Source organism: Microcoleus sp. PH2017_35_SFW_U_B (assembly GCF_020737865.1).
Taxonomy (GTDB): domain Bacteria; phylum Cyanobacteriota; class Cyanobacteriia; order Cyanobacteriales; family Microcoleaceae; genus Microcoleus.
Genome location: NZ_JAEQDE010000030.1, coordinates 100,944 through 124,064 on the forward strand (window position 1 = coordinate 100,944; position 23,121 = coordinate 124,064).

The 23,121-nt window shown below is 44.9% G+C and carries 14 protein-coding genes; 8 read left to right on the forward strand and 6 right to left on the reverse strand.

Annotated features, from left to right (window positions below; all coding sequences use genetic code 11):
• The first annotated feature begins 464 nt into the window (after positions 1–464).
• Positions 465–4,301 (forward strand): PAS domain S-box protein, encoded by a 3,837-nt coding sequence (locus tag JGK36_RS07365; protein WP_293196619.1) that lies wholly within the window; start codon positions 465–467, stop codon positions 4,299–4,301.
• 301 nt (positions 4,302–4,602) lie between these two features.
• Here the strand turns inward: JGK36_RS07365 and JGK36_RS07370 are convergent, their stop codons facing one another.
• The 4 genes from JGK36_RS07370 to JGK36_RS07385 all read right to left on the reverse strand — a co-directional run bounded on the left by JGK36_RS07370 (position 4,603) and on the right by JGK36_RS07385 (position 9,799).
• A complete protein-coding gene (locus tag JGK36_RS07370; RefSeq protein ID WP_293196620.1) occupies positions 4,603–5,994 on the reverse strand; it encodes a cytochrome P450 in 1,392 nt (463 codons plus the stop codon).
• A 72-nt stretch (positions 5,995–6,066) separates the two neighbouring features.
• Positions 6,067–6,564, reverse strand: coding sequence for a GNAT family N-acetyltransferase (locus JGK36_RS07375; protein WP_293189440.1), 498 nt, complete (start codon positions 6,562–6,564; stop codon positions 6,067–6,069).
• Positions 6,565–6,655: 91 nt separating this feature from the next.
• Complete coding sequence (locus tag JGK36_RS07380; protein ID WP_293196621.1) at positions 6,656–7,252, reverse strand: tRNA isopentenyl-2-thiomethyl-A-37 hydroxylase MiaE; 597 nt, start codon at positions 7,250–7,252, stop codon at positions 6,656–6,658.
• 357 nt (positions 7,253–7,609) lie between these two features.
• The gene (locus JGK36_RS07385; RefSeq protein ID WP_293196622.1) at positions 7,610–9,799 is read right to left on the reverse strand and encodes a tetratricopeptide repeat protein; all 2,190 of its coding nucleotides are present in this window, start codon (positions 9,797–9,799) and stop codon (positions 7,610–7,612) included.
• 99 nt (positions 9,800–9,898) lie between these two features.
• Between JGK36_RS07385 and JGK36_RS07390 the strand changes: the two genes are divergently transcribed.
• From JGK36_RS07390 to JGK36_RS07420, 7 genes are all read left to right on the forward strand, one after another.
• Complete coding sequence (locus JGK36_RS07390; protein WP_293175294.1) at positions 9,899–10,561, forward strand: glycosyl hydrolase 108 family protein; 663 nt, start codon at positions 9,899–9,901, stop codon at positions 10,559–10,561.
• A gap of 457 nt (positions 10,562–11,018) precedes the next feature.
• Positions 11,019–11,183 (forward strand): hypothetical protein, encoded by a 165-nt coding sequence (locus tag JGK36_RS07395; protein ID WP_293175292.1) that lies wholly within the window; start codon positions 11,019–11,021, stop codon positions 11,181–11,183.
• Between the two features lie 248 nt (positions 11,184–11,431).
• Positions 11,432–12,577 (forward strand): serine/threonine-protein kinase, encoded by a 1,146-nt coding sequence (locus JGK36_RS07400; protein WP_293175290.1) that lies wholly within the window; start codon positions 11,432–11,434, stop codon positions 12,575–12,577.
• Positions 12,578–13,410: 833 nt separating this feature from the next.
• The gene (locus JGK36_RS07405) at positions 13,411–16,533 is read left to right on the forward strand and encodes a PAS domain-containing protein (RefSeq protein ID WP_293175288.1); all 3,123 of its coding nucleotides are present in this window, start codon (positions 13,411–13,413) and stop codon (positions 16,531–16,533) included.
• A 352-nt stretch (positions 16,534–16,885) separates the two neighbouring features.
• Positions 16,886–18,157: an FAD-dependent hydroxylase gene (locus JGK36_RS07410; protein ID WP_293189434.1), complete on the forward strand. Its 1,272-nt coding sequence runs from the start codon at positions 16,886–16,888 to the stop codon at positions 18,155–18,157.
• A gap of 346 nt (positions 18,158–18,503) precedes the next feature.
• Positions 18,504–19,178: a DNA-binding response regulator gene (locus JGK36_RS07415; protein WP_293189432.1), complete on the forward strand. Its 675-nt coding sequence runs from the start codon at positions 18,504–18,506 to the stop codon at positions 19,176–19,178.
• Positions 19,179–19,361: 183 nt separating this feature from the next.
• Positions 19,362–22,484, forward strand: a complete 3,123-nt coding sequence (locus JGK36_RS07420) for a CHAT domain-containing protein (RefSeq protein WP_293200862.1) — start codon at positions 19,362–19,364, stop codon at positions 22,482–22,484.
• Here the strand turns inward: JGK36_RS07420 and JGK36_RS07425 are convergent.
• Together JGK36_RS07425 and JGK36_RS07430 are read right to left on the reverse strand one after the other, a co-directional pair.
• The gene (locus tag JGK36_RS07425) at positions 22,481–22,858 is read right to left on the reverse strand and encodes a hypothetical protein (RefSeq protein WP_293189428.1); all 378 of its coding nucleotides are present in this window, start codon (positions 22,856–22,858) and stop codon (positions 22,481–22,483) included. The two genes, JGK36_RS07420 and JGK36_RS07425, sit on opposite strands and share 4 nt — an antisense overlap.
• Positions 22,855–23,112, reverse strand: a complete 258-nt coding sequence (locus JGK36_RS07430) for a hypothetical protein (protein WP_293189426.1) — start codon at positions 23,110–23,112, stop codon at positions 22,855–22,857. The genes JGK36_RS07425 and JGK36_RS07430 overlap by 4 nt, the downstream gene beginning before the upstream one ends.
• Positions 23,113–23,121: the final 9 nt, after the last annotated feature.

Consider the following 23,121-nt stretch of genomic DNA (forward strand, 5'->3'; position numbering starts at 1 on the left):
TCTCATTCTCCGTTTCCTCCTTCCCGTTCATTCTTACTCCTTTTTTCTTCCCCATCCTCTCTTTGTCCCTCTCTCCTCCCTCAGCGGATCGGCATTAAATTCCGTACACTGCTAGTTGCCGAACTTCCCTCGAACCTCGAACCTTTAACCTCTTCCTTCTGCCCCCGAACCTCAACATCTATCCCTTACCAGAAATCATTGGTTGAAAGCCTCTCCGTTTTAGGGATAAATTAAAATCAGACGATTCATTACTCCAATCCTCGGACTTCCAGGTAGAAGTTGCCCTCAAGCGGTCAACTGTCAACTGTCAACTGTCAACTGTCAACTGAATGAAATCCGTTATACAATCCGTTGCCGAACTTCCTTCTTCCTGCTTTTTTGCTGAGTGATAAAAATCACACCAATAAACCAGATAATCGACATAATAAAGATATAATTAATTATCCCAAGCCCAGCTAGGTCAGATGCAAAGCCAGTTAGGAGAAGAGCGCAGCAACAGCAAATTATTAGAACCGTCCCCGCTCGGGCTGGCATTGTGCCGGACGGACGGGACTTTTCTTGACGTAAATCCAGCTTTTGCGAATATTATTGGTCGGACAGTTGTAGAAACTCTCAACCTCAACTACTGGGAAATTGTGCAAACACAGTGTACTGCCAGAGACAAGTATCTAGAAATTCCAACCAAAAATAGGTGCGCGGGCACGTGTGCAGCAGCATACAAACATAAAAACAACCATCTCGTACCCGTGCGAGTGTCGGAGCGGGCAATTGAAACAGACGGAGAGTGGGCGATTTGGTTGAGTGCTGAACAAGTTGTTAATTGGGAGCCTGAAAATAGCGAGCTGCTGGAATCAGCGCCGCCGCACTGCAATTGTCATCTAGAAAAATTGCTGGAAAACCAGAATACTGAGTTGGCAAAAACTCACGAACTACTCCAAGAAAAAATCGCCGAACTCGAACTTGCAAAATCGCAACTGCAACTCCAAAATCAGATTTTAGAGCAAATTCGCGAAGCCGTAATTTGCACGGATGCTGGCGGCTCAATCACCAGTTGGAATAAACAGGCTCAAAGACTCTACGGATATGAGAATAGTGAAGTAATCGGTCAAAATATTGCTCTACTTTATCTGCAAGAACAGCGAGAATTACTATCTATATTAGTGGCTCAACAGCTAGAAGAAACAGGCGAGTCGGATCTAGAGATTACCATGCAGCGCAAGTCTGGAGAAAATTTTTACTCGCACTTGTCACTTTCTCTGTTAAAAGACGTTCGTGGCGAAATTATTGGAAGTGTCGGCTGCATCAGAGACATTAGCGATCGCAAAAAAATAGAACAAGAATTAGCACAGAGACAAGCACTATTTGATTCCTTTTTGCAGGAGGCACCCGCAGGATTTTGCATTTTTGATTCCCAACTTCGGTACGTGCAAATTAATCAATTTCTAGCCGAAATAAATAGCCTGAGTCCTGCTGAACACATTGGCAAGACTTTACGCGAAATATTGCCGGAAATCGCTCCAATGGTAGAGCCTTTATACGAACAAATATTGAGAACCAAGCAACCTCTAATTAACATGGAAATGAGCGCTGAGAATCCCAGAAATCCGGGGATTATGCGACACATGACAGCTTCTTATTTTCCTCTACTCGACAAAGACGGTGAGGCGATCGGCATGGGTGCACTGGTTATTGACATTAGCGATCGCAAACAAGCAGAAGCAGCCCTCCAAAAAAGCGAACAGCTCTACCGCACTATGGCAAGCAACATTCCCAACAGTGCGGTGATGCTGTTCGATCGCGAAATGCGCTTTACCCTGGTAGAAGGCACAGAATTAGCAGGAGTCGGGCTTTCTAAAGAGTTAATGGAAGGCAAGACAATCTGGGAAGTATTCCAGCCGGATTTTTGCGCTGCTGTCGAGCCAAATTATCTGGCGGCCCTGGCTGGAGAAACAGTTGTTACAGAATTTACCTATGGCGATCGCATTTACCTCGCTTATACTTTGCCAGTCAGAAACGAACGGCAAGAAATCACCGGCGGATTGCTAATGACTCAAAACATTACGGCTCGCCAATTAGCAGAAGAAGCCCTCAGAGAAAGCGAAGAAAAATATCGCTGCATTGTCGAAACAGCCGATGAAGGCATTTGGATGATCGATGCGGAGGGTAAAACTACTTTTGTCAACCAAAAAATGGCTGATATGCTAGGCTGCACCGCAGAGGATGCGATCGGGCAGTCACTATTTGCTTTCATGGATGCAGAAGGCATCGCGATCGCCCAAGCCAATCTCAACCGCCGCAGTCAAGGAATTCGCGAACAGCACGATTTTAAGTTCCTGCGCCGAGACGGGAGCGAGTTGTGGGCGATGCTTTCTACTAATCCATTGCCAGACAAAGAAGGGCGCTATATCGGCGCTTTGGCAATGGTTGCCGACATTACCGATCGCAAGCAAACAGAAGCCGCATTACAGCAGTCAGAAGCCAAATTTCGATTACTTTACGAATCAACCAGCTTGGCTGTTTTAATGTTAGATGAAAACGGTATCCGCAATGTCAACAACGCCACCATAGAACTATTTGGAGCCACTAGCCAAGGGCAGTTTGTCGGCAAGAATCCAGGCGAATTGTCGCCTCCTTTCCAACCCAACGGCAGAGACTCTTTGAGCATGGCGAATGAGATGATGGCGATCGCCTTTGAATGTGGTAATCACCGTTTTGATTGGGTTCACCAGCGTTTAGACGGTACGAATTTTCCCGCAGAAGTCGTGCTGACAGTCATCGAAGTTGGAAATGAAAGCGTTATTCAAGCAGTCGTCCAAGATTTAACCGATCGCTTCCTTGCAGAAGAAACATTAGTGCGATCGGAACAAGCCCTCAGACAGCAAGCTCAGAGAGAACAACTACTCAATCAAATAGCCAACCAAATTCGCATTTCTTTAGATTTAGACACAATTTTAGCAACCGCCGTTCAAGAAATTCACAATCTCATGCAGCCAGATTGGTGCATCTTCACTTGGTACCGTCCCAACAGCAATCCTCCGGTTTGGAATATAGTCTGCGAAGCCAAAAATGTAGCTTTGCCAAGTTTCCTAGGTACTTATGTTGTAGAGGACACATCTAGTGCAGGAGTAGAACAAATTTTGCGCCGAGAAATTCTGCAAGTTGATGATGTTAGCACTTTTGACAATGTAGAATTGCGCCAAGCTTTCCAGGCAATAGAAGTTAACTCAGTGCTGTCGCTACCAATTCACACTGCTTCCGGCGATATTGGGGCGATTACGTGCTATCAGGCTTTGTATGTGCGACATTGGAGCGACTCAGAAGTCGAACTGATGCAAGCGGTGATTGCTCAAATTGCGATCGCGATCGACCACGCAAAATTGTACACCCAAACCCGCACAACCGCTCGATTAGCTCAAGCTCAAACTCAACAGCTAGAACAAACTTTACACCAACTTCAACGCACCCAAACTCAATTAATTCAAAGTGAAAAAATGTCTAGTTTGGGACAATTAGTAGCAGGTGTCGCCCACGAAATCAACAACCCAGTTAACTTTATCTACGGTAATCTCAGCTACGTCAGCGAATACACTCAAAACTTGCTAAAAATGCTGCAATTTTACCAGCGTGAATACCCCGAGCCTAGTGCAGCAATTTTAAATGCCAGAGAATCCTTGGAAATTGATTATATTTTTGAAGATTTACCAAAAATTGTCACATCTATGAAAGTCGGAGCCGATCGCATCCGCGACATAGTTTTGAGCCTGCGGACTTTCTCAAGATTGGACGAAGCCGAAATGAAGCAAGTTGACATTCACGAAGGCATAGAAAGCACGCTGATGATTTTGCAAAATCGCCTAAAGAATAAAGCCGATCGCCCGCAAATTAATATTATTAAAGAATACGGTAACTTGCCTTTAGTTGAATGTTATCCCGGCCAGTTAAATCAAGTATTTATGAATTTGTTGAGCAATGCGATCGACGCATTGGAAATGGAGACAAATAAACCAGAATGCAAGGAAGGGAAGGATTTAGCAATTAGAATTCGCACCGAAGTAACCGACAATAACTGCGTAATGATGCGGATAGCTGACACAGGCCCCGGGATGAGCGAAAACGTGAAACGGCGCTTGTTTGACCCATTTTTCACCACAAAACCCATCGGCAAAGGCACAGGCTTAGGATTGGCGATTTCGCACTCTATTGTCGTAGAAAAACACGGAGGCGAGCTGACCTGCAATTCTGTATTGGGAGAAGGTTCCGAATTTGCGATCGAGATTCCGCTGCGGCAAAAAAGAAATTAGTTATTGGTTATTGGTTATTGGTTATTGGTTATTGGTTATTCGTAGGGTGCGTCAGTTAGGGATTCAAATAGCACAGAAAATGGGAGCATCTCAGTTTTGCAAGAAGCATTTTTTCTTGTAGTGCGAGCGTCCCCGCTCGCGTGCTTGTAAGCACGCGAGCGGGGACAGCACTGTAAATACAAAACTGAGATGCTCCCCAGAAAATCCTGTAAGCTGACGCACCTTTCAACAAACTATGGTGCGTCAGCCACTAGCTTCTCAACATCACCAAATATCGCGCATACTGACGCACCCTACGACACTACGACAAACTACCCTTTACCACCAGACGCACACCGCCAGCGGGCGCCATTGTCAAACCGCGACGTACTGGCAAAATCGGACGATTTTCTGCAAGTTCCAAAGAATATCGCGACAGCACTTTCGCCAAAACTAACTTCATTTCAAACATCGCAAATGCCGCGCCAATACAGCGACGGTTCCCTCCCCCAAACGGCAAATATTCGTAAGGTGAAAATTGCCTTTCTAGAAAACGTTCTGGTTTAAAACGATTTGGTTCGGGGTAAAGATCCTCTCGGTGATGAACCAAATAAATGCAGGTAGAAAGCATGACTCCTTTGGGAATATCATAACCCATTAACTGCATCGGAGCTTGCGGAACGCGCGGAAATGCAAAAAATACGATCGGATAAATTCGCAGCGTTTCCGAACAGACAGCATTCAAATACGGCAGTTTAGCAATTTCCATCCCATCGCAATTGTCAACATCAATAGAAGAGAGTTCTTGCAGCAGTTTTTCGCGAACTTCCGGGAGATAGTGAATCCAATACAAAGCCCAGGCTAAAGCTGTAGCTGTAGTTTCGTGTCCCGCGAATAACATTGTCATTAATTCATCGCGCAATTCAACATCGCTCATCGGCTCTCCGGCTTCGTCGCGGGCTGAAACCAACAAGCTGAGGATGTCTTCGCCCAAGGGTTGAGATTGAGTTTTGCGATCGCGAATTTCTTGATAAAGCAGTTCATCCAAACGCTGTCTCTGCCGCAAAAACCGTCCCCAAGGACTCCAAGCCCCCAAATCTTTTTGCAGTGACTTTACCAGCAAAAAGGTAGCATTTAATGGATTACTAAACACGCTGAACATATCAACCATTAATTGGTGAATTTGTTGGTAGCGTTCTCCTTCGCTCAGCCCAAAAACTGCGTGCAAAATCACATCCAAAGAAATGTTTTGCATGGTTGCTTGGGCGACGAAAGTATTACCAGGAGTCCAAGTATTAATTGCTTTTTCGGTGATGTCGCGGATGATTTCTCCGTAAGCTTTCATACGTTCACCGTGCAAAGGTGGCATTAAAAGCTTGCGCTGCTGCAAATGTTGATCGCCATCTAACAACAATAAGGAATTGGGGCCTACTAAAGGTAACGTTACTTGGTTTCCCGTACCAGATTCAAAGAATTTACTATCCGCTGTGAAAATTTCTTGAATTGCTTGAGGATTGCTAATAACTACCTGGGGCGGAAAGTTGCTGAATTGGGTGGTGAAAATGTCGCCGTATGTCTTATAATTTTTCTCTAAATAATAGAGGGGATTTAAAATCCCCCGGACTGTCTGAACAAATCTCCCCTGTTTAGGGCCGTCTAGCAATTTGTTGCTAGTGTTATTTTGAGATTGAGAATTTTCTGTGAGGATAGTCATTGGTTTTTATCCTGCTTTTGTTGTTTCAGATGACTGAAAGCATTATTACTATTTCCAAGCGATCGCGAATCTCTATTCTAGCTTGTTGACGCCGAGAGATTTTACGTAAACCCGATCGCACCTTGCTGTTTCCACACCCGTTGTCGGTAGATATCCGCTAGTTTCGTACATTTTAACAGCTTCTTTGAGAACGCTAGCAGTTTCGATCCAGATTTCATCAAAGCCGCGAGCCATTATTTTACTTTCCAATTCTTGCAGTAAAAATTTCCCCAAACCTTGTCCCCTTGCTGCTGGCAAAATATACATTTTGCGAATTTCCACAGCATTCTTCCCGCGCTCGATGGGATAGTAAGCCGCCGTACCGACTATTTGATCGTGCTTTTCAACTACCCAAAATTCCCCGCCCTTCTTCTGATAGTGTAGTTCTACATCATAGACATCTCGATCTGCGCCATGAACTTCGCATTGTAAACCGTACTCTACCAAAACATTCTGAATTAAATGGAATGCCTCAGCCCGATCGCGCGTTTCCCACGAACGAATTAAAAAATCCCGATGTTGGGTTCTCATTAGTTGTTACTAATTATACTTATTTTTGGACTTTGGCAACTGTAATTTTACTGATAATTAGTGTTTTACAGTCTGGAAATGCACCCAACTTTTAACTATGAATTCTCGGTTCAGGATAAAGAGTTGCCAGCAACTCGCTCTCTATCAATGATAATTGCTCCAGCCGCTCAATAACAAGAGCGCGATCGAAATAAGTTGTTGCCAAAATCCAATATACCCCGTAATGGCGCGCTTCCGAAGCCATCAAACTGCGGTAAAACTTAGCTAATTCTGCGTCGGGACAGTGTTCGCCTAGCAGCCCCAACCGCTCGTGACTCCGCGCTTCAATCAAACCAGAAACCAACAAAGAATCCAAAAGTCTCTCCGGTTCCTGCTTGCGAATTTGGGCGGACAAACCCCCACCGTAGGGAGGCGCAGCCAAAGGGCCCAAAGCGATCCCGCGCTCTTCTAAGCGCTGGTTGACTTGCTCGAAATGCTCCAATTCTTCGCGGGCGATGGCGGTTAACATCCGCACCAATTTTTCCCGCGCTGGGTAGCGAAACATTAAATTTAACGCTACTCCGGCCGCTTTCCGCTCGCAGTGGGAATGATCTAATGAGATTGTATCCAAATGGGCGATCGCCTGTTCGATCCAAGCTGGCGAAGTCGGCTGTTTCAAAAACTTAATTGTTGGCAGTGTTGAACTCATATTATTTGACATTTTAGATGTGAGATTTTAGATCATTTCCGTTTAATTCGTCCTGGTATTCGATCGAGTTCTGTAGGGGCGGGTTCGCCGAAATATTAGATAAGTATCGACAAATTATATAAACCCGCCCCGCCCCTACGCCCGACGATGTAACCGGATTTGATTTGATATGATATCATGTCCGGTCGATCGTAATATCCGGTCGGGGCGGGTTTATTGGATTTAGGATTTGTGTTGAATATCAGGGTGAACCAGCCCCTACAACAATCACGATCTATTGACCAGATTTGATACAATCTAGTTTATTTTTGCCTCGGTAAGGATAGGCAACCGAGGACAATCTACTGTGCCGTTTTCCTACTTCTGGGAATTGACTTTACCTAACTTTTCAAACACCGCATACATATCACCAGCAAACTTTTTCGGATTCCACAACGGCGACAAATTGGCTGCGTCTTTAGATTTCATCAACTGTGCTTGAATTGCCTTTCTTAATTCACCATCTTTACCCAATTTTACACCCATATCCACATATTCAGCCCAAGACCAAGCCACACCAGTTTCAATTCCCAAAGCCTGCAAAAACGAATAACCCATTCTCGACAAAAACTGTTCTCCCGTGCGAGTCACCACCGGCAAATTAAACCACAAAGCCTCTAAAGTGTGAGTACCTCCATTGTAAGGATAAGAATCTAACAAAACATCGGCCAGCAAATAGACAATTCTGTGTTCTTCCTCCGTAGCAAACCTGGGCAAAAACTTAATTCTGTGCCGGCTAACTCCCTCAGCTTCACAAGCTTGATGGTACGCACCTTCAAATACGGCAGCATCGCCCAAAGCTTTGTGAATTAAAATACTGTTCGGCACTTGTTTGAGAATCGCAATTTGTGCTTTTACTAAGTCGGAATTGAATTTTCTGCCGGGAGTGACGCACAAGTAAACTATTTGATCTAAACCGATGCGATTCGACTTTCTCAACGCCACCGGATCGACTCCATACCTCTGAAAACCTGACACTGCGACAAAGGAATCCGGCATTCTAATTAGCTGCTCGTCATAATATTTTTCCCTACCTGCTGGGTGCGAATGCCAGTCGGTAAGAAAGTAATTTTCTGAGGATATGTAAGGGGCGTCAAATCCGAGCCAAGAGACACAAACTGGTGCGGGTTTTTGGTGAAGAATTTCAGCGTGAATTGGGACGCAGAGAGAATCTAAATCGACTAAAATATCCAATTCATCTTGCTGAATTTGGTTGATAATTTCTGCGGAATTGGCAAGTCCATTTGGGTAAGTTTTAGGGAAAGTGAGTTTTCCCAAACTATCAAATTGCTGAGTGCGATCGTCAGGAGTAATTCTTTCGGAAGCGTACAGATATAAATTGGGTGTGAACTCGGACAATTCGCGAATGATGTCAGCGCTGCACCAACCTACAGAATGACGGCTGAAGTGATTGGACAAAAACCCGATTTTTAATTTGCTGGCTGGGGATTGTGGTTTTAAACTGTAATTTGCGGGTTGAGAAAAATTAGGTTTGATACATTTTTCGATATATTTTTGGGCAATTAATCTGTAAAGTTTAGAGTTTGCTACTAAGTCGTCTCGCACATAGGGCGTGCTGAATAAGAAGTTTGCATAAAGCGATTTAATTTCTACCGAGCTAGCCGTTTCTAAGTTCTGCTGCAAGTACGACTCTAACTCTAAAAATCGATCGCCCGCAATTTGATTCAATCCCGAGACTTGATAGGTGCTGACGTAGTAAATCGCCGTCATAATTGGATCGGTTTCGGCGCACATTTGGCTGTATTTGTGTACGGCTTGCCGCGCGGCTGCTAAATCGCTAGTATCTCTGAGGATGCCGCACAAATGTTGGTGGGCGGCAATAAAATCTGGTTTGATTTCTAGGGCTTTTTGCAGGTTGGGTATGGCTTCTTTTGCTTTGCCCTGGTGGCGCAAAATTATGCCAATTTGACAGTAGGCTTCGGGTAAATCGGGTTTAAATGCGATCGCCTGTTGCCATGCAGCCACAGCCTCGTCTAACTTCCCTTGCCGCGCTAATTTATCGCCTAAATTTATGTGAAAATCTACCTGAGCTAGATGGGGATTGAGTTCTAGGGCTTTTTGCTCGTAGGCTACGGCTGCATCCGACTGCCCTTGCTGCTTCAGTGCGCCTGCCAAATTCCAGTAAGCAGCAGCCAAAGTTGGTTTAAGTTCGATCGCCTTTTGGTAATTGACGATCGCCTCCACGAAATGCCCTTGTTTGTAGAGCATACTCCCCAAATTAGCATAAGCCTCAGCAAAATCGGGATTCAGGGCGATCGCCTCCGAATAAAACCGCATTGCTTCCTGAATCTGGCCGCTTGCTTGCTGCACATTGCCCATTGTCACGTAAGCCGCCGCCCAATTCGGTTGCAATTCCAGAGCTCGGCGACAAGCAGCCACGGCGGCTGCTAAATTGCCTTCAGAGTAATAAGTTTCTGCAACGACAGTCAGCGATGCAGCATCTTCTAATTGGGGTGTTTCGGATTGGTTGCGAAAATCGGAATTCATTTGGCGCCCTATCTGTGCTATCAAGTTAAAGGTTGAATTTAGATTATTTTGCAGAGTAGCAGTTTTATCGGAACTACGGGCGATCGTCACAGATAATTTATGAGCGAGAAGCAAGCGACACAGCGCCAACATCACATCAAGTGGAAACCAAACCTCCTGCTGGGGATACTCTTGTTAGCCTTAGCAATCCCCTTACCCTTTGCCCAAAAGACTCTCGCGCAAAAGCAGACAGCCGACTTTCGGCAGCGACTATTTCAAACAGCCCTTTATTTCACCCTATATTTTGAGGGCGGATTCAGCAATCACCCCGCAGATAAGGGCGGCAGAACCTATCGGGGCATCCTGCAAACGGAATACAACTCCTACCGCTACAGTCGCGGGCTGCCACCCCTCGACGTGACGCAGATGTCGGAAGCAGAGCTCATGGAAATTTATAAATATTACTGGGATTCGAGCCTGTCGGGTACGATGCAGCCTGCTTTGGCGATCGTCATGTTTGACACTGCTGTTAATTTTGGTATTAACAATTCTATTACATTTTTGCAGCAAGCTTTAGGATTGCCGCAAACTGGTGTTTTTGATGCGCGCACGAGGGATGCACTAAAATCTGCTAATAACAAAAATACGGCGCTGCAAATGATTAACGAACGGATTATTTACCGCTACAAACGAGTGCAAGAAGATCCGAGTCAAATGGCTTTTTTCCGGGGTTGGCTGAGTCGCGATTACAGTTTGTGGGGCTACGTAAACAAGATTAAGTAGTTGGGAATTGGGAATTGGGAATTGGGAATTGGGCATTGGGCATTGGGCATTGGGGAGCATCTCAGTTTTGCATTTACAGTGCTGTCCCCGCTCGCGTATTGTACAATACGCGAGCGAGGACAGCACTACAATAAAAAAAATGCTTTTTACAAAACTGAGATGCTCCCGGGCATTGGGCATTAATAGCCGTTTCTCCCTCTCTTCAATTCTCCAATTCTCCCCTTTTTCCCTCTTCCTTCTTCCTTCTTCCTTCCTTCTTCCTTCTTCCTTCTTATTCCTTCTTAAGATTATCTCTCTCTTATCCTCTGCGCTCTCTGCGCCCTCTGCGGTAAAATCATCCAGAAAAAATCGTAGTTGCGAGATTCCCCACTCCTTGCAAAAGTAGGGAATCTAAAAAAATGAATCTACAGCAACACGAAATCCGATGCAGTAACCAAACTATTGAACCCAGTCACCGTTGCCAACACTTGATTATCTGCCGCTGATAAAATCGTTACCGCTGGCGCCGATTAAAGTAACGCTACGATCGGTACCGAGTCGATCGCACTTTGCTGTAGTTATAGAAGGAAGACAGCCCTTCGGCTTCGCTCTGGGTAAAAAGCTAACTAAGGATTTTTTTTAATTGGGTACAGTCAAAATTGCAACGTGCTAATTTGGGAATATATTCTCTATTTAAAACTTGTACTTGATACAATAATCGCAACTATGAATCATGTCAATTCATAAAAGTCATAACTTAAAGTCATAAAAGTCATATTTATAAAAATATATTTCAATCAGTAGACAAAGCTATCAAAGTTAAGTCAAATCATGTATAACAGAAACTTAAGCATAGAAAAATGCGTGACTCCCGTACAAATCACTTAAAATATGAAGCCTATGACGGTAGAAGAAGCAATAACTTTTTTGGACAACCTGGTATACCAACAAACAGAAAAAAACCTGAGTCGGTTGCAGCAGTCGATAATTAAAGGCGTTTTAACTGGTTTGACGTATCAAGAAATTCAGCAAAACGATCCGATCGCCCGCGGGTACACAGTGGGATACCTGGGGCGATATGTCGGCTACAAATTGTGGAAAGACCTCACCAAGGTATTGAAGCAAGCAGAAATTATTCGACCAGAAGAAAGAGTAGTCGGAGCAAATCTTTGGGACTGTATCATGAGATCTCTAGAAAAAGGCACAAAACCTGTTAAATCTGTCGATCCGATCTTGCAAAGGCTGCTGCGGATGCGTTACCGAATCCGAGAACACTTAGTCAGCACCGAGTACAGCGATACATATCTCGCTGAAGATGAAAATTTGCCCGATCGACCTTTGTGTCTCGTCAAGCGCCTGAAAAGCCAGTCAGAGAAAACCAGCAAGCTATTCGATCTAGAAACGCGAGTGTTATATCGCTTAGGCCAACACGATCGCATACCAGAATTGTTAGCTCGATTTGAAGAAGATGGATATTTTTATTTAGTCTATCAATTCATCGAAGGACAACCACTGTATCAAGAACTCATCGAAGGTCAACCCTGGAAAGAACATCAAGTTATTGCTTTGTTGAAAGATATCTTAGAAGTGCTAGTCTTCGTTCACAAAGAAAATGTAATTCACCGCGATTTGCACCCTCAAAACTTAATCAAGCGCTCACCAGATAACAAGATTGTATTAATTGACTTTGGGGCCGTCAAAGAAATTAATACCTCCCAAAATAGCAACGGTCAAACCAAATCGCGCGGCGGCGGCACTCATCAAGAATACATTCCTCCCGAACAAGCCATCGGCGCACCGAAATTTTGCAGCGACATTTATGCTGTTGGGATCATCGGGATTCAAGCCTTGACAGGGATGCGCCCGAAACAACTCAAAGTCGATAATTTAGGCAATCTTATTTGGCAGAAAAATGCAACCGTGACGCCGGAGCTTGCTAGCATTTTAGACCAGATGGTGCTGTACTCTTTCCCCCAGCGTTACCAGTCAGCAACCGAAGCTTTGGAAGCAGTTCAAAATTTGGTCTGTAGTCATTAGTCATTAGTTATTGGTTATTGGTTATTGGTTATTGGTTGTTAGTTATTAGTTATTGGTTATTGGTTATTAGTTATTGGTTATTTCGTGCTAATAACCAGTAACTAATAACCAGTAATATCGTTAATTACTTACTAACAACACACAACCGTTAACTAATTACTAGCAACAGTCAACAGTCAGCAGTCAGCAGTCAACAGTCAACAGTCATTAATGAAAGAAGGAAACCCAACACCGTTGAGGTCAGATTTGATACCAAATCCGGCTTGAATATCCCCCTCTTGAGTCTGCGAAAGCGGACGAAAGTTTGTGTAGGATTGGTTTCAAGCGCACAGTTTTATCTTTTGTGAGGTTAGCGGAGCCAACTGATAGCAGAACACGAACCACAGCGACAGCAGCCGGTTGACAATCCGACTGCTATTTTTGTTGTGAGCGCCCTGCGGAGTCGATCGCACAATCCTTTACCATTACCCCTCGAATGAGTGAGTAAAAACACTCTGCCCGGAAGATGAATCGGGCGATCGCACTTTTTACCACCTCGCAGGAACAAGGAATAAGTAACAAACAATAAGGACAAATCCGAAAGAAAAAAGAATTTTTTATTTTAACTAACAATCAAGAAAAATTATTGAATTCTGACCAATGCCTTATACATCAAAGCCTGTTACTTTAGTTGACACTCTATCTCAAGTTAGATAACATAGTTAGTATTATGTGCTATCTACGCAGTTTTAACAATCTCTTAAGCAGCTTGGTATATCTAGCAACAATATAAGTAGAGTGTTTATTGTTACCTTCAACACCTAGAAACCCACATAATTTGAGGGAGCGAGAAATTGGAATTTTTTGAACGATCGCAAAAAGTGCAGCCGCCCTCAACCCCAATTGCAGCACTCCAGTCTTTTTCCAAAAAGGCTGGTATTGCAGTAATCGCGATCGGCTGTACAGTCATGTTGGGTTGGATCTTCGACCTGCAACTCTTAAAGAGCATTTTTCCAGAACTCCCAAGCATGAAAGCGAACACAGCGTTCTGCTTTATTTTGAGCGGATTGTCTCTATTTCTGCAACAGCGCAGGCGCGCCAAATCAACAATAATTAAACCTCAGAAAATAGATAAAGCTTTAATTGTTTCCAGTTCACTTTTAATTATATTAATCAGTCTATTCACCCTAATTCAATATAGCTCTAATTTAGACTTAGGCATCGATCAACTGCTATTTAAAGACAATTCTAACCTCACAAGTATCTCAGCACCGGGACGGATGGCGCCGAATACTGCCACTGCTTTTTTATTGCAGGGAACTGCCTTGCTGCTGCTGTCTCTACGCCGCCCCAAATACCTGCGGGTTCAAATCTTAAGCTGTTGTGCATTTTTAATTGCATATCTGGGTTTGATCGGCTACATCTACGGCAAACCTTTCTTTTACACAATTGGCTATACAGGAATGGCTTTGCACACCTCCGTAGCATTTATGTTACTGAGCCTGGGGATTTTATTTGCCAGTCCAGAGCGAGGATTGATAGCAGTAATTGTGAGCGATCGCGCGGGCGGCATCATGGCAAGGCGGTTGTTGCCACAGGCGATGGTTATTCCGACTTTGGCAGGTTACTTCATCATCTCGGGAGAGCGGTTGCAAGCCTACTCCCCGGAGCTAGGAATATCGCTGTTAAGCATATTGAACGCGATCGTTTTTACTGTTCTGATTTGGCAGAATGCGAAAAGTCTCTGCACCGCAGACCGAAGGCGCTATCGAACCCAACTGGGGCTGATCAAAGCTAAATCAGACTTAGAAAGTCAAGTTGAGAAACGGACTCTTGAACTCCAACTTGCTAACGAGCAATTGCAGCAGCAAATTCTCGATTCTCACACAACAGAGCAGGCGCTCCAAAAAAACTACAACCTGTTGCTCACAGTCATTAACAGTACGCCGACCGCCCTATTTGTCAAAGACATTCAGGGCTGCTACATGATGCTCAACGCTGCGGGAGCTAGCATCATTGGCAAGTCTTTTGACGACATTATCGGCCGAGATGACAGCGAGTTATTTCCTGCGGAAATTGCGGCCAATATTACCAAAACCGATCGCCAGATCGTGACAGCGGGAAAAACGCAAGTAATGGAAGAAGAATTGCCAGTTCAAGGAAAATTGCGGACATTTCTTTCGACAAAAAACGCTTACCGAGACGGGCAAGGAAAAATCAGCGGTATAGTTAGCATCGCGCGGGATATTACCGATCGCAAACAAGCAGAAGTCGCCAACAGAAGTCTGGCAGCAATTCTCGAAGCAACGCCGGATTTTGTAGGTATCTGCGATCTCGACGGGCACGCTGTTTACATGAACAAAGCAGGCAGAAAAATGGTGGGTATCGACGAAAACGAAGATATATCGAACAAACAAGTTGGAGAATTTGCCGCAGCCTCAGCCCGCAGCACCTTCCAGCAAGCGATCGCCACCGCAATCTCAGGCGGTGTTTGGAGTGGAGAAACAGCCTTCGTGTCAGCCTCGGGAGTTGAAATTCCCGTCAGCCAAGTCATCATCTCCCACTCAGCACCAGACGGCCAACTCGCATATATTTCTACCATCGCCCGCGACATCAGCGATCGCTTCCAAGCCGAAACAGCCCTGCGTTTAAGCGAGCAAAGATACCGATCGCTGATCGCTGCTACCGCGCAACTCGTATGGATCACAGACGCACAAGGAAAGCCGATCGCGCCCACAGACTGGATGGCATATACAGGCCAAAGCTTGGAGGAAGCCACAAACAACTGGTTTTCGGCAATTCACCCAGACGATCGCGATCTCACGCTGCAAGCTTGGATGCGCGCAGTCGAAACCAAAAACCTCTATGAAGTCGAACACCGCTTGCGGGCGTCTGACGGCAGCTACAGGCACTTTTGGGTGCGCGCAGTCCCAGTTTTAGCAACAGACGGCAGCATTCGCGAATGGGTGGGCACGCACACGGATATTAGCGATCGCGTCCAAGTATTGGAAGCACTCAAGCAATCAGCAGCACAGTATCGATCGCAAGCAGCCCAGCTCGAAAAAGCTTTCCGCGACTTGCACGAAACCCAAGCGCAACTAATCCAAACCGAAAAAATCTCTTCACTCGGCCAGCTAGTCGCCGGAGTCGCCCACGAAATCAACAACCCGATTAACTTCATCTACGGCAACATCACCCACGCCAGCCAATACGCCAAAGACTTGCTAAATCTGCTCAACCTTTACCAGGAAAAATACCCAAATCCCGTCACGGAAATTGCTTTATCAGCCGAAGAGATAGAAATTGATTACTTAATAGAAGACTTTCCGAAGATTTTGGAATCAATGAAAGTAGGAGCCGATCGCATCCGCGACTTAGTTGTATCCTTGCGTAACTTTTCCCGACTCGACGAATCGCAGATGAAGCGAGTAGACATTCACGAAGGAATCGAAAGCACTTTAGTAATTTTGCAGCACAAGCTCAAAGCTAATGCAGTTCGTCCGGCGATCGAGATTATCAAAAACTACGGCAGCTTCTCCAAAGTCGAGTGCTATGCAGGTCAGCTCAATCAAGTATTTATGAATCTGTTAGCAAATGCGATCGATGCCCTCGAAGAATACAACAGCAAGCGTTCTCCAACAGAAATATATGCTAGCCCCAACACCATTCAGATTAACACCAGTGCAAATTCAGACACAGTAACCATTCGGATTGCCGACAACGGGATGGGAATCAATCCTGAAGTTATGAGCAAATTGTTCGATCCATTTTTTACTACCAAACCCGTCGGCAAAGGCACTGGCTTAGGACTATCAATCAGCTATCAAATTATAGTTGAAAAACACCGAGGAAAATTGAAATGTGTTTCTGCACCCGGGAAAGGTGCAGAGTTTATCATAGAGATTCCCATTTCCCAGAATCTATCAGCCCAAGCAACGGAAAACATCAAGGAAAAGGAAATGGTCAACAGTCATTAGAAAAAGGCACGTAGTTGCGCTTCAGCGCTCTTAGGTACGTAGTTGCGCTTCAGCGCTCTTAGGTACGTAGTTGCGCTTCAGCGCTCCGAGGCACGTAGTTGCGCTTCAGCGCTCTTGGGGCTAAAGCCCAACAACATACCAACCAGGTACGTAGTTGCGCTTCAGCGCTCTTGGGGCTAAAGCCCAACTACATACCCAGTAATTGCGATCGCCACAGAAAACACTCCGCAGTAGCAAGCGTCGCACCTTGCAAAATAGTCATCTCCCCGTCTCAGTCGATCGCCCAAAATCGAAATAATTCTTTACAATACAAGAGTAAATATAATTATTCACTTAAAAAAATCCCTTGAAAATGCCCATAAACCAACTTTCTGCAACAACAGCCTCCGCGCAAACACCGGAATTAGACTTTGATATCGCGATCGTCGGAGGCGGCATAGTCGGCGCCACCTTAGCGTGCGCCCTCAAAGATTCAGGATTAAAAATAGCCATCATAGAAACCCAACTCCCCGCAGCAGCAGCAGCCAAAAAACAAGCCTATGCAATCACCCTGCTATCGGGAATGATCTTAGAAGGCCTCGGCGTGTGGGAGCAAATCTTGCCGCAAATCACCACCTTCGAGCAAATTAGCCTCTGCGACGGCGACTATCCCGGTATCGTCGAATTCCACCGCCCGGATTTGGGAAATACTGGCAAATTACCCGTACCAAAAACAGCATTAGGTTATGTTGGCGAGCATCGAGTCATGCTGTCAGCTTTGCAAGAATCCTTAGCAAAAAACCAGAATTTTAGTTGGGTTTGTCCGGCGGAAGTAGTCGAGGTAAAATATTTAACTAATTGCGCCGAAATTCAAATCAAACAACAGGGCGAAACTCGCACAATTCGCACTAAATTATTAGTCGCCGCCGACGGTTCTAAATCGCGCATCCGCAGCGAAGCCAACATCGGCACCCACGGCTGGAAATACTGGCAATCCTGCGTTGCTATCACGATTAAAGCGGAAAAACCGCACAATGATATTGCCTTTGAGCGCTTTTGGCCGAGCGGCCCGATGGGAGTCTTACCATTACCGGGGAACCGTTGTCAAGTAGTTTGGACAGCACCCCACGCGGAAGCAAAAGCTTTGCAGTCTATGGACGAAAAAGAGTTTTTAACTTTGTTGGAACAGCGCACGGGCGGGATTTTAGGGCGCTTGGAGTTGGAGAGCGATCGCTTTTTATTCCCAGTGCAGTTAATGCAGAGCGATCGCTACGTGTTGCCCAGATTAGCACTCATTGGCGACGCGGCCCACTGCTGCCATCCCGTGGGGGGCCAGGGATTGAACATGGGCATTCGAGACGCAGGTGCGATCGGGCAAATCTTGCAGCAAGCCCACCAGAAAGGCGAAGACATCGGCGATTTGCGAGTATTAAAACGGTATCACAATTGGCGAAAAAAAGAAAACTTAATCGTGTTGGGATTTACCGATTTTCTCGATAGATTGTTTTCCAATACTTGGATGCCAATTGTAGCATTTCGCCGCTTTGGATTGTGGTGTTTGCGGACAATTCCGCCAGTCAGGTTTTTAGCATTGCGCTTGATGACCGGCTTAATGGGGAAGCCGCCAGAATTAGGGCAGAATTAGGTTCTTTCATACATCCCCGTAGGGGCGGGTTCACCAACCATAATCGCCCAAAACAAACAATCTCAAAAACCCGCCCCCACCCAACGATAAATCATCATGTAAATTTTGGTGATGCGATGTAAATTTCAGGTTGACGTGGGCGATCGGTGGTGTGGGGACGGGTTTATATAGATGGTTGGTAATTGTTAGATATTATTGGTGAACCCGCCCCTACAAAATATCGTATAATACCATCAAAGAAACCGGGGTTTTTCCTGGAACTTTGCAATTTTAAGAAGTTTGTCGCAAAAACGCGATACAATGATCTACTCAGATCGAACACTGCCCTGACAGCAGTAGAAAAACCATGCAACCCGAACAAGAACAAGAAATTCTCAACCTGCGCGATCGGCAATTAACGCCCAAACAAATTGCCCGAAAGTTAGGATTGAAAGCATCCGAAGTCAGTACATTTCTGATATCTCAGGCAGAACAAACAGCCCTCGCTAGCGCCGAAAAAGGAGAGTTATTGCCCGTTGCTCAATGTCTCGTCGATGTAAATTTTGCGAAGGTATTGTTGGGCAATGAAACCTCTGAAATGAGCGGTTTGGGTTTAGTGATGGTTACCCGTTCCAAGGGCTACAATCGTTTTGTTGTAACCTCTTATTTGATCGACTACTGGTGCTTGGGAGTGAAGGATGCCATGCCGCCACGTAACTGCAACGATAGCCAATATAAAAATCTTGTTGAGAATGCTTACTCGCAGTTTCTGGGATACGAGGAGATTAGTTTAGAGCAAGCACAAGCTTTGGTTTGGGGCGCGATCGCCTATGCCAAAAAATTAGGCTTTGAACCGCATCGCGATTTCGAGCAGTCGAAGGCTCATTTAGGAGAATCAACCAGCGAAATCGGCTTGAATTTCGGTCGCAATGGAGAACCTTGTTATGTTGAAGGGCCTTACGATAATACAACGAAAATTATCAATACGCTTAGAAACTCTGTGGGAGACGGTAATTTCGATTTCTTGCACGAGATTGGGTAGAAATTGATACGGTTCCGCACGATCGAAGAAACCGGGTTTTTTCCCATCTCTTTGCCTGTCATCAAATATTCTCGCAAAAACCCGGTTTCTGGCCACCGAACCCATCGAATCATGGTAAAATAAACATCGGTGTAACTAATTCATACCCTGCTGACTTGCCCCAACGGTGAAGAAAATCAAATCTTGAATGCAAACTCGGAATTGGTGGATGCTGAGTTAGTACAAATGATGCGGGTTATTGCAGCCCAATTTTCGGAAAACAATCAAGAAAATGCGGGTAGTTTTTTATTGCAAACTGCCACTCAAATCGCTAATTTTTTGGGAATGAACGATGACGGAGATAGCGATAACTCAGAAAGTGAAGATTCCCAAGAATATGTAAACTTTATCCTACAATTATTGCAAGCAGAACAAGATAGCCATAGCGATATTCAAGTAATTTACCCGATGCTGGCCGGGCGGCAAGATCTCCTCAATCTGCGTTTTGCCGAGACTTTACAGCAAGTAGCCGATAATTTAATTGCCCAACATCCCGAAGCAATTTATGACATTCTCACCCTCATTGCAAATTTGAGTATTGATATTTATCAATTTCCGCGCGGGAATAGAGCGAAAAATATTGAAATTACTATAACAGGTTATCAAATAGTTTTAAACAATCGGCAACCGGGGAGCGAAGAATATGCTGGAACTCAAAATAACCTAGCTGCTGCCTACAGTGACAGAATCAACGGTTCGCGAGCGGATAATTTAGAGAGGGCGATCGAGTTTTATCACGCTGCTTTAACAGTCCGTAATCGTAAGAATTTCCCCGAACAATGGGCAGCGACTCAAAACAACCTAGCTATTGCCTACAGTGACAGAATCAACGGTTCGCGGGCAGATAATTTAGAGAGGGCGATCGAGTTTTATCACGCTGCTTTAACCGTCTATACTCTTGAGGATTTCCCCGAAAAATCCGCAATGACTCAAAACAACCTAGCCCTTGCCTACAGTAACAGAATCAACGGTTTGCGGGCGGATAATTTAGAGAGGGCGATCGAGTTTTATCACGCTGCTTTAACAGTCCTTACTCCTGATGATTTCCCCGAAGATTGGGCAATGAATCAAAACAACCTAGCTATTGCTTACAGTGACAGAATCAACGGTTCCCGGGCGGATAATTTAGAGAGGGCGATCGAGTTTTATCACGCTGCTTTAACAGTCCTTGCTACTGAGGATTTTCGCGAAAAATGGGCAGCAACTCAAAACAACCTAGCCCTTGCTTACAGTGATAGAATCGACGGTTCGCGGGCGGATAATTTAGAGAGGGCGATCGAGTTTTATCACGCTGCTTTAACAGTCCTTACTCCTGATGATTTCTACGAAAAATGGGCAACGACTCAAAACAACCTAGCCCTTGCCTACAGTAACAGAATCAACGGTTCGCGGGCGGATAATCTGGAGAGGGCGATTGAGTTTTATCACGCTGCTTTAACTATCAGAACTCGCGAAGCTTTCCCGCAAGATTATACAGAAACTTTGTTTAATTTAGGTAATCTTTACCAAAACAACCAGCAATGGCAACTGGCTTACGATACATATACCCCAGCTATTGAAACAGTAGAATTTTTACGGGGCGAGATTGAATCTGGGGATGAAACCAAACAGAAATTAGCCGAAGAATATAACAGAATCTATAGTGGCATGGTAGAAATTTGCATCGAACTGCAACGCTACACCGAAGCGATCGAATACGTCGAACGCAGCAAAGCCCGCAACCTTGTAGAACTCTTTGCCAACCGTGACATCAAACCTAAAGGCAATATCCCCGAAACTGTTCTCAACGAATTGTCGCGCCTCAGTCGAGAAATTGAGGCCGAACAGCGACGACTGGAAATCGAACAGATAAACAGTAACAGTAATGGCGGCAGAATATTGGGAGAACGCAGCCTCCAAATCGACAGCCTAACAACTAGCCGCGATTCTACTCATCTCACCAAATTACGTAAACAACTCGATGAATTGATTGCTCGTGAAATTACACCGATCGATCCTGATTTTAGCCTAACCCAAAAAGTTAAGCCCATCCTCTACAAAGACATTCAAACTCTGACAGGTGAAAACACCGCTATTCTTGAGTGGTACATTACAGGTGACAAATTCCTCACCTTCATCATCACCCCGCAAACGCCAACACCCATCATCTGGCAATCTTCAACAGCAAACTTTGAAGCCTTGGTAAATTGGTATGACGAGTATAGAAAAGACTACGAAGAGAGTAAACCACCTGAAAGAAAACCGCAATGGCAGGAAAAACTAGCCTCTCGCCTCCACAATCTAGCTGAGATTTTGCAGCTAGATCGGATTTTAGAGAATATTCCGAAACAGTGCGATCGACTAATTTTAATTCCCCATCGTTTCTTGCATCTTTTCCCTCTTCATGCGTTGCCAATCTCTCACGAAAGGGATGTTGAACGTGGATACACCGATGAACAGAATTCTGCTACTACTGTATCCCTATCCAAATCAGATTTATGCTTTCTCGACTTATTCCCAGGTGGAGTCAGCTATGCCCCCAGTTGCCAACTGCTGCAACAGGCGAAACAGCGACAACGCCCCAATTTCTCTCACCTATTTGCGATTGCTAATCCTACCAAAGATCGCTATTTACTTGAACTTCAAGCCGCGAATATCTGCGAGAAATTCAAATCTAATGATTTCTTGGCAAAAGATGATGCTAATAAGAACGCAATTCTAAACGCGAAACTCAATTTTGCCAACTGCGCCCATTTCGGTTGTCACGGCAAGTTTGAGCCTGACTCGCCTTTGGAATCATCCCTGGTATTCGCAAATAAAGAACGTTTGACACTGTTGGAAATCTTGAATCTTGACCTAAATCAATGTCGTCTTGTCACCCTCTCCGCCTGCGAAACTGGATTGACAAAATCCAAAACTAGCGATGAATATATTGGCTTACCTTTTGGCTTTCTCTTGGCTGGTAGCCCTAGTATAGTCAGCACGCTTTGGGAAGTGGATCAAGTCACCAGCACTTTATTACTAATGCGGTTCTATGAAAACCTAGAAAGTATGTCAACGGTTACTGCTCTCAATGAGGCACAGCAATGGCTGCGGAATCTGACTTCAGAGGGGCTGGAAGCCTTATTAAAAGACCTCAAACCCCAAATTGACAAAATTTTTGATCGACTACCCCTAATGGAACGCACGCGCTATGTTCAAGCTCCTCTGAAGGGCGCAAAGAACCGCAAGCCATTTCCCTTTGTTGAACCTCATTACTGGTCTGGCTTCATTGCGATCGGTGTTTAGGACTCCTTACAAAACTCATCCAGATTTTTCTCGTTTATGTAAAGAATTATTAATATTAATAATGCTGGAATACCAACATAAGGCATTAGCAAAGTCATTGCACCACCAAAACCCTGTTTTAATGATTCTCTAAAGGCTGAGGTACAAATATAAGGACGCAATTTTTGAGTTGACTTTTCTAACCAGCTAGGTTCATTCGGATCTTCCTCGCTCAACTTGTCCGGTAATTCTCCTGACTCAATTGCTATAGTTTCGGCGGCATATTCTAAATCGCCTTCACACCCTTCGAGCACCTCAAGGCCTTTCAGAGCATCGGGATATTCTTGTAGTTGGGAGCGATATTGTTCAATTTGTGCTTGGGTAACAGTAGTCATGGGGATAATGGCGATCGATTAAATGAGTAATTATTATTTTGCCATAAAATGTATTTTTTGTGCACGCAAGTTTCCGTAGTTAAAGAGTATTTTGTATCGTGCGTCGCTGTCAGAAGTTCGATCGCATTTAAATATATCTGATAGCGACGCACCCGACGATACTCGCGCAAAACCACAGAAACCGGGTTTTTTCCGAAAGCTGGGAGTTGTCGCCAAGTCTGTCGCAAAAACCCGGTTTCTCGCCACCCACCCACAATCCAAAA

Coding starts and splice junctions, on each gene's coding strand:
- JGK36_RS07365 (WP_293196619.1), top strand. CDS start 465: ATGCAAAGCCAGTTAGGAGAAGAGCGCAGCAACAGCAAATTATTAGAA.
- JGK36_RS07370 (WP_293196620.1), bottom strand. CDS start 5,994: ATGACTATCCTCACAGAAAATTCTCAATCTCAAAATAACACTAGCAAC.
- JGK36_RS07375 (WP_293189440.1), bottom strand. CDS start 6,564: ATGAGAACCCAACATCGGGATTTTTTAATTCGTTCGTGGGAAACGCGC.
- JGK36_RS07380 (WP_293196621.1), bottom strand. CDS start 7,252: ATGAGTTCAACACTGCCAACAATTAAGTTTTTGAAACAGCCGACTTCG.
- JGK36_RS07385 (WP_293196622.1), bottom strand. CDS start 9,799: ATGAATTCCGATTTTCGCAACCAATCCGAAACACCCCAATTAGAAGAT.
- JGK36_RS07390 (WP_293175294.1), top strand. CDS start 9,899: ATGAGCGAGAAGCAAGCGACACAGCGCCAACATCACATCAAGTGGAAA.
- JGK36_RS07400 (WP_293175290.1), top strand. CDS start 11,432: ATGAAGCCTATGACGGTAGAAGAAGCAATAACTTTTTTGGACAACCTG.
- JGK36_RS07410 (WP_293189434.1), top strand. CDS start 16,886: ATGCCCATAAACCAACTTTCTGCAACAACAGCCTCCGCGCAAACACCG.
- JGK36_RS07415 (WP_293189432.1), top strand. CDS start 18,504: ATGCAACCCGAACAAGAACAAGAAATTCTCAACCTGCGCGATCGGCAA.
- JGK36_RS07425 (WP_293189428.1), bottom strand. CDS start 22,858: ATGACTACTGTTACCCAAGCACAAATTGAACAATATCGCTCCCAACTA.